Source organism: Streptomyces sp. SPB074 (genome assembly GCF_000154905.1).
Taxonomy (GTDB): Bacteria; Actinomycetota; Actinomycetes; order Streptomycetales; family Streptomycetaceae; genus Streptomyces.
Genome location: NZ_GG770539.1, coordinates 5450392 through 5460285, shown reverse-complemented (window position 1 = coordinate 5460285; position 9894 = coordinate 5450392). Strand labels below are relative to the sequence as shown.

The following is a 9894-nucleotide window of genomic DNA, read 5'->3' as shown; positions in this document are numbered from 1 at the left end:
CGGCCCGCGCGCGGCTCAGCGCACCGGCAGGTCCGCCCCGCGCAGCGCGTCCTTGACCTGCCCGATGGCGAGGTCGCCGAAGTGGAAGACCGAGGCGGCGAGGACCGCGTCGGCGCCCGCTTCGACGGCCGGCACGAAGTCGGCGAGCTTGCCCGCGCCGCCGCTCGCGATCACGGGGACGCCGACGCGGCGGCGGACCTCACGGATCATCTCCAGGTCGTAGCCGTCCTTCGTGCCGTCCGCGTCCATGGAGTTGAGCAGGATCTCGCCCGCGCCCAGCTCCGCGGCCCGCTCCGCCCACGCGAGCGCGTCGAGCCCGGTGCCCGTCCGGCCGCCGTGGGTGGTGACCTCGTAGCCCGGGGTGCCGTCGGTGCGGCGGCGGGCGTCGACGGAGAGGACGAGGACCTGGCGGCCGAAGCGCTCGGCGATCTCGCGGATCAGCTCGGGGCGGCTGATCGCCGCCGTGTTGACGCCGACCTTGTCGGCGCCCGCGCGCAGCAGCCGGTCCACGTCCTCGGCGGTGCGGACGCCGCCGCCGACGGTGAGCGGGATGAAGACCTGCTCGGCGGTGCGGCGCACGACGTCGTACGTCGTCTCGCGGGAGCCGGAGGAGGCGGTGATGTCGAGGAAGGTCAGCTCGTCGGCACCCTGCGCGTCGTAGAGCTTGGCGAGTTCGACGGGATCGCCCGCGTCGCGCAGGTTCTCGAAGTTGACGCCCTTGACGACGCGCCCCGCGTCCACGTCGAGGCAGGGGATCACGCGGACGGCGAGGCTCACGCGCCCTCCTCGGGGGCCCGGTACGCCTCGACCTCGACCTCGACCGCCATCTCCGGCTCGATGAGCCCGGCGACGAGGACGAGGGTCGCGGCGGGGCGGACCTCGCCGAAGACGTCGGCGTGCGCGCGGCCGACCTCGGCGGTGTCCCCGGCGTGCACGACGTACATGCGGGTGCGCACGACGTCGGCGGCGGCGAGGCCGAGCCGGGCGAGCGCGTCGAGCGCGCTCGCGAAGGCGGCGCGGGCCTGCTCGTAGGGGCCCCCGGCGACGAGGCGGCCGGCCTGTACGCCGGTGCAGCCGGAGACGAGGACGAGGCCGTTGGGGAGGGCGACGGCGCGCGAGTAGCCGATCGCGTCCTCGTAGGGGCCGCCGGAGGAGATCCTGCGCACCTCGCCGCTCACGGCTGCCTCACCACGTCGAGCGCCTCCTCCAGCGTGAACGCCTTCGCGTAGAGCGCCTTGCCGACGATGGCGCCCTCGACGCCCTCGGGGACGAGGGTGCTGAGCGCGCGCAGGTCGTCCAGGGTCGCGACGCCGCCGGAGGCGACGACGGGGCGGTCGGTCGCGGCGCAGACGCCGCGCAGGAGGTCGAGGTTGGGGCCCTTGAGGGTGCCGTCCTTGGCGATGTCGGTGACGACGTAGCGGGCGCAGCCCTCGGCGTCGAGGCGGGCCAGGGTCTCGTAGAGGTCGCCGCCGTCGCGGGTCCAGCCGCGCCCGCGCAGCGTCGTGCCGCGGACGTCGAGGCCGACGGCGATCCGGTCGCCGTGCTCGGCGATGACCTTGGCGACCCACTCGGGGGTCTCCAGGGCGGCGGTGCCGAGGTTGACGCGGGTGCAGCCGGTGGCGAGGGCGGCGGCGAGGGTGTCGTCGTCGCGGATGCCGCCGGAGAGTTCGACCCGGATGTCCATGGCGGCGGTGACCTCGGCGACGAGCGCGCGGTTGTCGCCGGTGCCGAAGGCGGCGTCGAGGTCCACGAGATGCAGCCACTCGGCGCCCGCCGACTGCCACGCGAGGGCGGCTTCGAGGGGGGAGCCGTAGGAGGTCTCCGTGCCGGACTCGCCGTGCACGAGGCGTACGGCCTGGCCGTCGCGGACATCGACGGCGGGGAGGAGTGCGAGCTGCTGGGCCATGGTCAGAGGGTCTCGATCCAGTTGGTGAGGAGCTGGGCTCCGGCGTCGCCGGACTTCTCGGGGTGGAACTGGGTGGCCCACAGGGGGCCGTTCTCGACGGCGGAGACGAAGCGTTCGCCGTGCGTGGTCCAGGTCACGAGCGGGGCGCGCAGGCGGGGGTTGGTGACGTCGAGCGTCCAGTCGTGGACCGCGTAGGAGTGCACGAAGTAGTAGCGCTCCCCGGCGTCGAGCCCGGCGAACATGGCGCTGCCGGCGGGGGCTTCGACGGTGTTCCAGCCCATGTGCGGGACGACCTCGGCCCGGAGCGGGCCGACCGTGCCGGGCCACTGCTCCAGGCCGTCGGTCTCGACGCCGTGTTCGATGCCGCGCCCGAAGAGGACCTGCATCCCGACGCAGATGCCGAGGACGGGGCGGCCCCCGGTGAGGCGGCGGTCGATGATCCAGTCGCCGCGCGCCCCCCGGAGCCCGGCCATGCAGGCGGCGAAGGCGCCGACGCCGGGGACGAGGAGGCCGTCGGCGGCCATCGCGGTGTCGTAGTCGGCGCTGATCTCGACCTCGGCGCCCGCGCGGGCGACGGCGCGCTCGGCGGAACGGACGTTGCCGAAGCCGTAGTCGAGGACGACGACGTTCTTCTTCGTGGTCATGGGGCGCTCACACCGTCAGGTTGAGGACGCCCGCGATCAGGAAGACCCCGGCTCCCACGGAGAGCATCGCGAGGAGGCTCTTGGGCATCCCCTGCTTGACGAAGGACCAGACGCCGCCGGCGAGGAAGAGCCCGATGATGATCAGGAGGGTCGAGGTGCCGTTCACAGGGCGCCCTTCGTGGAGGGGAGGATGCCCGCGGCGCGCGGGTCGGGTTCGCTGGCGTAGCGCAGGGCGCGGGCGAGGGCCTTGAACTGGCACTCGACGATGTGGTGCGCGTTGCGCCCGTAGGGGACGTGGACGTGCAGGGCGACCTGGGCCTGGGCGACGAAGGACTCCAGGATGTGCCGGGTCATCGTCGTGTCGTAGGCGCCGATCATCGGGGCCATGCCCTCGGGCTCGGTGTGCACGAGGTAGGGGCGGCCCGAGAGGTCGACGGTCACCTGGGCGAGGGATTCGTCCAGGGGCACCGTGCAGTTGCCGAAGCGGTAGACGCCGACCTTGTCGCCGAGCGCCTGCTTGAAGGCGGCGCCGAGGGCGAGGGCGGTGTCCTCGATGGTGTGGTGCGTGTCGATGTGCAGATCGCCCTCGGTGCGTACGACGAGGTCGAACAGGCCGTGCCTGCCGAGCTGGTCGAGCATGTGGTCGTAGAAGCCGACACCCGTGGAGATGTCCGTCTTCCCGGTCCCGTCGAGGTCGATCTCGACCAGCACGGAGGTCTCCTTGGTGGTGCGCTCCACCCGGCCCGTGCGGCTCATGCGCTGTGCTCCTTCTTCAGTCCGCGTACCGCGTCGAGGAACGCGTCGTTCTCGGCGGGGGTTCCGGTGGAGACCCGCAGTCGTCCCGGTACGCCGTTGTCCCTGACCAGGACGCCCCGGTCGAGGATGTACTGCCAGGCGGCGTGCGCCCCGCCGGGCCCGTCGAAGACCCCGAACTGCACGAAGTTCGCGTCGGAGGGGGTCACGTCGAAGCCGAGCGCGGTCAGCTCGGTGACGAGCCGGTCGCGCTCCGCCTTGAGCTGCTCGACGTACCCGAGCAGCGTATCGGTGTGCTCCAGCGCGGCGAGCGCGGTGGCCTGGGTGACGGCGGAAAGGTGGTACGGGAGGCGTACGAGCTGGACCGCGTCGACCACGGCGGGATCGGCGGCGAGGTAGCCGAGGCGGAGCCCGGCGGCGCCGAACGCCTTCGACATGGTGCGCGAGATCACGAGCAGCGGGCGGCCTTCGAGGAGCGGGAGCAGCGAGTCCGCGTGGCTGAACTCGACGTACGCCTCGTCCACGACGACGATCGTCGGCTTGACGGCCTGCGCGGCGTCGTAAAGGGCGAGGACGGTCTCGCGGTCCACCGCCGTGCCGGTGGGGTTGTTGGGCGAGGTGATGAAGACGACGTCGGGGCGGTGGGTGGCGAGCGCGGCGACGGCGGCCTCGGTGTCGATCGTGAAGTCCGCGCGGCGGGGCCCGGAGATCCACTCGGTGCTGGTGCCGCGCGCGATGAGGCCGTGCATCGAGTACGAGGGCTCGAAGCCGATCGCGAGCCGTCCGGGGCCGCCGAAGACCTGGAGGAGCTGCTGGATGACCTCGTTGGAGCCGTTCGCCGCCCACACCTGCCCGGGGCTGACGGCGAAGCCGTCGCGGGAGAGGTACGCGGCGAGCGCGGCGCGCAGCGCGAGGGCGTCGCGGTCCGGGTAGCGGTTGAGGTCGCGGGCGGCCTCGCGGACGCGCTCGGCGATGCGCGCGACGAGCGGTTCGGGCAGCGGGTACGGGTTCTCGTTGGTGTTGAGGCGGACGGGCACGTCGAGCTGGGGGGCGCCGTAGGGGCTCTTGCCGCGCAGTTCGGGGCGGAGCGGGAGCGCGTCCAGGCGCTGCTGGGGGCTGGTCACGCGCGCGGCACCCGCCCCTCGAAGCGGGCGGTCACGGCGGCGCCGTGCGCGGGCAGGTCCTCGGCCTCGGCGAGGGTCACGACGTGGTGGGCGACCTCGGCGAGCGCCTCGCGGCTGTAGTCGACGATGTGGATGCCGCGCAGGAAGGACTGCACGGACAGGCCCGAGGAGTGGCAGGCGCAGCCGCCGGTGGGCAGGACGTGGTTCGACCCGGCGCAGTAGTCGCCGAGCGAGACGGGCGCCCAGGGGCCGACGAAGACCGCGCCCGCGTTGCGGACCCGGGCGGCGACGGCGGCGGCGTCGGCGGTCTGGATCTCCAGGTGCTCGGCGGCGTAGGCGTCCACGACGGTGAGCCCGTCGGCGAGGTCGTTGACGAGGACGAGCGCGGACTGGCGTCCGGCGAGGGCCGGTTCGACGCGCTCGGCGCGGTGCCGGGTCGCGGCGACCTGGCGGGAGAGCTCCAGTTCGGTGGCCTCGGCGAGGGCGGGCGAGTCGGTGACGAGGACGGAGGCGGCCATGGGGTCGTGCTCGGCCTGGCTGATGAGGTCGGCGGCGACGTGCACGGGGTCGGCGCTCGCGTCGGCGAGGATCGCGATCTCGGTCGGGCCCGCCTCGGCGTCGATGCCGATCCGGCCCTTGAGGAGGCGCTTCGCGGCGGCGACGTAGATGTTGCCGGGGCCGGTGACGAGGTTCACGGGGCGGCAGCCCTCGGGGTCCTCGGGACCGTACGTGCCGTAGGCGAACATCGCGATCGCCTGGGCGCCGCCCGCCGCGTACACCTCGTCCACGCCGAGGAGGGCGCAGGCGGCGAGGATCGTGGGGTGCGGGAGCCCGCCGAACCCGGCCTGCGCGGGCGAGGCCACGGCGATGCCTTGGACCCCGGCCTCCTGCGCGGGCACGACGTTCATGACGACGGAGGAGGGGTAGACCGAGCGTCCGCCCGGCACGTAGAGCCCGACGCGCTCGACGGGCACCCACTTCTCGGTGACGGTGCCGCCGGGGACGACCTGGGTCGTGGTGTCGGTGCGGCGCTGCTCGCGGTGAACGAGGCGGGCGCGGCGGATCGACTCGACGAGCGCGGCCTCGACCTCCGGGTCGAGCGCGTCGCGCGCCTTCTCGATCTCCGCCTTCGGCACGCGCAGGTGCGCCGGGGTCCCGTCGCCGAAGCGCTCCCCCCACTCGATGACCGCCGCCGAGCCCCGATGGCGCACGTCCTCGCAGACGGGCCGCACCTTCTCCAGGGCGGCCTCGACGTCGAACTCGGCTCGGGGCAGCAGGTCGCGCAGCGCCGAGCCCTCGGGGAGGGTGGCACCGCGCAGGTCGATTCGAGAGATCACGGGTCAAGTCTCGCAGACGCCGCGCGCGGGACGCGGGCGCGTATCACTCGGTGATACGGGGCGGGGGACGGCGGTGGGGCGGGGCGCGGCCGTGTGTGCGGTCGGAGACGGGGCCTGCCACCGTGCGTCACCCCCGGGCAGGCCGTCCGAACAAAAGAACCCCTGTCCAGCACGTGATTCGCCTCACCGTGCGCGTTCACGGCGTCACGCAGCGGGCATGTGATTCCTGACGGTGTGTGCGCGCGGCTGTGCGCGCCGACGACTCCTTGAGGGGAGGCCGGCCGTGGAAGAGGACCTGAGCGGCGAACCGCCGGAGTGGCTGAGCCCGGCGGAGGCCGGGCTGTGGCAGGCGTTCCGCAACGGCAGCATGTTCGATCTGCGCACGGGGGACCCGGTGCGGGACGACCCGCACGGCACCGAGCCGTGGGGGCACGACAGGGAGGTACGGGCGCGCGTGATGTGCGTCCTGCTGCTGAGCTGCCCGCCTCCGCTGCGCGGGCGGGTCTCCTCGCTCAAGCTCGCCGGGGCGCGGGTGACGGGCCTGCTCGACCTGGCGGGCGGCACGATCGCCCCGTACGTCGAACTCGTGGGCTGCCGCTTCGAGCAGGAGGTGCTGCTGCCGGAGGCGCGCTTCACGACGTTGCGGCTCGTGGACTGCGCGCTGCCGCGCCTGGAGGCGGCGCGGCTGCACACCGAGGGCGATCTGCACCTCCCGCGCTGCCAGATCGCCCACGGGGTACGGCTCACGGACGCGCACATCGGCACCGATCTGCTCCTCAACCAGGCGGTGCTGCGCGCGGACCGGCGCGGGCGCTGCCTCACGGGCGACGGGCTGAGCGTGGGCCAGGACCTCCAGGCGGAACTCCTGGAGGCGGAGGGCGAGGTGAGCCTGCGCGGGGCGCAGATCGGGGTCTCGCTGAGCCTGCGCGGGGCACGGCTGAGCCATCCGTACGGGCGCCGCGCGCTCAACGCGCCGCAGCTGACCGTCGAGCGGACCCTCTACCTGACCCCCGCCGCCGTCCTCAACCCGCCGGTGACGGGCGGGAGCACCCCGGCGCGCGGGGCGCGGGTGCGGGGCTTCGAGTGCCGGGGCGGGGTGCGGCTGGACGACGGGAGGTTCGGGGACGCGGTCGACCTGGAGCAGGCGGAGTTCGTGCTCGACAACGACCAGGAGGTGTCGCTGCGCCGCATCCAGGTGCCGGAGCTGCGGTTCCTCGCCCGGCGCGTGGAGCGGGGCCGGGTGGTGCTCTCGGGGGCGCGGGTGGGCACGCTCGTGGACCGGGCGGCGAGCTGGCCGCGCGCGGGGCTGCTGTCGATGGGCGGTTTCAGTTACGAGAACCTGGTGCCGGTGGGGGCCTTCCCGCTGTCGGAGCGGCTCGCCTGGGTCGCCGCGGCCGAGACGGAGTACCGGCCGGAGGGCTACGAGCGGCTCGCGGCGGTGCTGCGCTCCAACGGCGAGGACCCGGAGGCGCGCCGGGTGCTGCTCGCCAAGGAGCGGGCACGGCGCGCGACGCTGCCGCCCGCCGTACGGCTGTGGGGGTACGTGCAGGACCTCACCGTGGCGTACGGGTACCGGCCGGGGCGGGCGGCGCTGTGGATGGCGGTGCTGTGGGCGGCGAGCAGCCTGTTCTTCTCCTGGGAGCCGCCCGCGCCGCTGCGCGCGGGCGAGCACCCGCAGTGGAACCCGGCGCTCTTCGCGCTCGACCTGCTCGTCCCGGTCGTGGACCTGGGGCAGGAGGGCTTCTGGCGCACCCAGGGGGCCGCGCAGTGGGCGGCGGCGGGCCTCGTGGCGCTGGGCTGGACGCTCGCGACGACGGTGGCGGCGGGGGCGACCCGGGCGCTGCGCAAGGGATGAGGGGGCGGCGGGGGCGCGTGCGCCGCGCGCAGGGCGAGGGGGCCCCGGCCGGGCGCGAGGCGCGGGCTCCGGCTCCGCGCGAGGCGCCGGCTCCGCGCGAGGAGTGGGCGGCACGGCCTGACGCGGGCCTATGTTTTGCCAGGGCTTTACCCCCGCCCGTACAACGCGGACCCGATGCCAAAGCGACACCCGACAGCCCCTGGACTGGCCCCTACCTGCGGTTTTCAATGGTCCGTACCATGCGCCCCCTGCTCGCCCTGCGCCGCGCCGCCCGGATGGCCCGGCACACCGCTTCGCTCGCCGACGGGCTGCCCGCCGACGAGGAGTTGCTGCTCGACGCGCCGGAGCCCTGGCTCGCGCCCGCGCTCGTCGCCGCGGGGGCCGGGGACCACGAGGCGGCGGCGAAACTCCTGGCGACGACCCGGGAGCGCGGGCAGTGGGAGACGCGGGACCGCGCGCTGCGGCGGCTCGCCTCCTTCGCCGCGCGCCGGCCGGAGTGGTACGCGCACTGGACGGCGACGGCCCCGGGCGACCCGGACCTGCTCCTGCTGCGCGCCCAGCTCGCCGTGTACGCCGCCTGGGAGTCGCCCGCGCGGGCCGAACTGCTGCGCGGGGCGGCGCCGCTCATCGACGCGGCGGCCGGGGCCCAGCCCGAGGACCCGGTGCCCTGGCGGCTCGCGCTCGACGCGGCACGCGGCACGGCTGCCGGGCACGCGGAGTTCACGGACCTGTGGGAGCGGGCGCTGCGCCGCAGCCCGCACCACGACGGCTGCCACGTCTCGGCGCTGCTCTACCTCTCGGCCTCCTGGCACGGCTCGCACGGCGAGTGCTTCGACTTCGCCGAGCGCGCCGCCGAGGACGCGCTGCCCGGTTCGCTGAGCCAGGCGCTGCCGCTGCGCGCCGCGTACCTGTGCCTGCGCGCGGAGGGGGCGGGCGAGGTGCCCCGCGGCCGTGTCCTCGCGGCGGCGGAGCGCGCGGGAGCGCTCTCGGCGCGCTTCGCCGCGGGCGATCCCTGGCCCGCCGAGGTGCGCAATCTGCTCGTGTACGTGCTGGTGCGGCTGCGGGCCTGGGAGGCGGCGCTCCAGGAGGTGCGCCGGGTCGGGACGCTCGTGACCTCGCTGCCCTGGGCGCGGCTCTCCGACGACCCGCTCGCGCAGTTCATGGACGTACGCGACGGGGTGCGCATGGAGGTCGCCGCGGCCACCGGGCCGCGCGGCCCGGGCTCCTGACGGGGCCTCGGCCACGGTGGTACGGGCACGGCGCGGCGCCCGGGAGCGCGGGCGCGCGCGGGGGCCTTCCCGGCCATTAGGCTTGCCAGCCGTGACGACCGTCCGATTGCCTCTCTTCCCGCTGAACTCGGTGCTCTTTCCCGGGCTCGTGCTTCCCCTCAACATCTTCGAGGAGCGTTATCGCACCCTCGTCCGCGAACTCGAAGAGCAGCCCGACGAGGAGCCGCGCCGTTTCGTCGTCGTGGCGATCAAGGACGGCCTGGAGGTCGCGCCGAGCCTGCCGGGGCTGCCCGGCGAGGACGCGAAGCCCGACACGCGGGCGGGGGCCGGCTTCGGGCCCGATCCGCGGCGCGCCTTCCACGAGGTCGGGTGCGTCGCCGACACGGCGAGCGTGCGGGAGCGCCCCGACGGCGGCTACGAGGTCCTGACGACCGGGACGACGCGGGTCAGGCTCGGCGCGGTGGACGACTCCGGCCCGTACCTGACGGTGGAGGCGGAGGAGCTGCCGGAGGAGCCGGGCGACGATCCGGACACGCTCGCCGAGGCGGTCCTGCGGGCCTTCCGCGCCTACCAGAAGCGGCTCGCGGGGGCGCGGGAGCGGACGCTCGCCGCGGGCACGGAGCTGCCGGACGATCCCTCCGTCGTCTCCTACCTCGTGGCGGCGGCGACGATGCTCGACGTGCCGACCAGGCAGCGGCTGCTCCAGGCCCCGGACACGAGTTCGCGGCTGCGCGAGGAGCTGCGGCTGCTGCGTGCCGAGACGGCGCTCATCCGGCACCTGCCCTCGCTGCCCGCGATGGAGCTGACGCGCACGCCGACCAGCCTGAACTGAGGACCCGATGGCGAAGAAGACGAAGAACGGCCAGGCGGGCGGCACCCCGGCCACGGCCGCGCTCGCACGGGCGGGCACCGCGTACACGCTGCACGCCTACCCGCACGACCCCGCGCACCCCTCGTACGGCGAGGAGGCCGCCGATGTGCTGGGCGTGGGCGCCGAACGCGTCTTCAAGACGCTCGTCCTGCTTTCGGCGCCCTGACGGTCGCTG

11 protein-coding genes and 1 pseudogene are annotated in these 9894 nt (G+C 74.7%); 4 read left to right on the top strand and 8 right to left on the bottom strand.

Translation table 11 applies throughout. The annotated features are described in order from the left end of the window. Positions 1-15: 15 nt before the first annotated feature. Genes hisF through hisD form a run of 8 tightly spaced genes read right to left on the bottom strand, consistent with a single transcriptional unit; the run spans position 16 to position 5764 of the window. Positions 16-777, bottom strand: coding sequence for an imidazole glycerol phosphate synthase subunit HisF (hisF, locus tag SSBG_RS23170; protein ID WP_008748499.1), 762 nt, complete (start codon positions 775-777; stop codon positions 16-18). Next, positions 774-1178, bottom strand: a complete 405-nt coding sequence (locus SSBG_RS23165; RefSeq protein ID WP_008748498.1) for a Rid family hydrolase — start codon at positions 1176-1178, stop codon at positions 774-776. The genes hisF and SSBG_RS23165 overlap by 4 nt, the downstream gene beginning before the upstream one ends. Then, positions 1175-1906 carry a bifunctional 1-(5-phosphoribosyl)-5-((5-phosphoribosylamino)methylideneamino)imidazole-4-carboxamide isomerase/phosphoribosylanthranilate isomerase PriA gene (gene priA, locus SSBG_RS23160; protein WP_008748497.1) on the bottom strand — a complete coding sequence of 244 codons (732 nt, stop codon included), beginning with the start codon at positions 1904-1906 and terminating at the stop codon, positions 1175-1177. Before priA ends, SSBG_RS23165 begins: the two co-directional genes overlap by 4 nt. A 2-nt stretch (positions 1907-1908) precedes the next feature. Further along, a complete protein-coding gene (hisH, locus tag SSBG_RS23155) occupies positions 1909-2550 on the bottom strand; it encodes an imidazole glycerol phosphate synthase subunit HisH (RefSeq protein ID WP_008748496.1) in 642 nt (213 codons plus the stop codon). A 7-nt stretch (positions 2551-2557) separates the two neighbouring features. After that, positions 2558-2716 (bottom strand): hypothetical protein, encoded by a 159-nt coding sequence (locus SSBG_RS33800; RefSeq protein ID WP_010277019.1) that lies wholly within the window; start codon positions 2714-2716, stop codon positions 2558-2560. Then, positions 2713-3306 carry an imidazoleglycerol-phosphate dehydratase HisB gene (gene hisB / locus SSBG_RS23145; RefSeq protein WP_008748494.1) on the bottom strand — a complete coding sequence of 198 codons (594 nt, stop codon included), beginning with the start codon at positions 3304-3306 and terminating at the stop codon, positions 2713-2715. The genes SSBG_RS33800 and hisB overlap by 4 nt, the downstream gene beginning before the upstream one ends. After that, complete coding sequence (locus tag SSBG_RS23140; RefSeq protein WP_008748493.1) at positions 3303-4427, bottom strand: histidinol-phosphate transaminase; 1125 nt, start codon at positions 4425-4427, stop codon at positions 3303-3305. Before SSBG_RS23140 ends, hisB begins: the two co-directional genes overlap by 4 nt. Beyond that, positions 4424-5764: a histidinol dehydrogenase gene (gene hisD / locus SSBG_RS23135; RefSeq protein WP_008748492.1), complete on the bottom strand. Its 1341-nt coding sequence runs from the start codon at positions 5762-5764 to the stop codon at positions 4424-4426. Before hisD ends, SSBG_RS23140 begins: the two co-directional genes overlap by 4 nt. A gap of 283 nt (positions 5765-6047) precedes the next feature. On the opposite strand from hisD, the gene SSBG_RS23130 reads away from it, so the two are divergent. The 4 genes and pseudogenes from SSBG_RS23130 to SSBG_RS23115 form a co-directional block, all read left to right on the top strand. Beyond that, entirely contained in the window at positions 6048-7619 is a 1572-nt protein-coding gene (locus SSBG_RS23130; RefSeq protein ID WP_008748491.1) for a hypothetical protein, read from the top strand. A gap of 227 nt (positions 7620-7846) precedes the next feature. Continuing rightward, positions 7847-8848, top strand: a complete 1002-nt coding sequence (locus tag SSBG_RS23125; protein WP_037870464.1) for a hypothetical protein — start codon at positions 7847-7849, stop codon at positions 8846-8848. 91 nt (positions 8849-8939) lie between these two features. Next, positions 8940-9680, top strand: a complete 741-nt coding sequence (locus SSBG_RS23120) for an LON peptidase substrate-binding domain-containing protein (protein ID WP_008748489.1) — start codon at positions 8940-8942, stop codon at positions 9678-9680. Between the two features lie 7 nt (positions 9681-9687). Beyond that, positions 9688-9867, top strand: a pseudogene (locus SSBG_RS23115) (Cys-tRNA(Pro) deacylase); the annotation flags it as partial. Positions 9868-9894: the final 27 nt, after the last annotated feature.

Bases quoted from the DNA above. Each gene is read 5' to 3' on its own strand.
- hisB (WP_008748494.1), bottom strand. From the start codon at position 3,306: ATGAGCCGCACGGGCCGGGTGGAGCGCACCACCAAGGAGACCTCCGTG.
- hisH (WP_008748496.1), bottom strand. From the start codon at position 2,550: ATGACCACGAAGAAGAACGTCGTCGTCCTCGACTACGGCTTCGGCAAC.
- priA (WP_008748497.1), bottom strand. From the start codon at position 1,906: ATGGCCCAGCAGCTCGCACTCCTCCCCGCCGTCGATGTCCGCGACGGC.
- SSBG_RS23125 (WP_037870464.1), top strand. From the start codon at position 7,847: ATGGTCCGTACCATGCGCCCCCTGCTCGCCCTGCGCCGCGCCGCCCGG.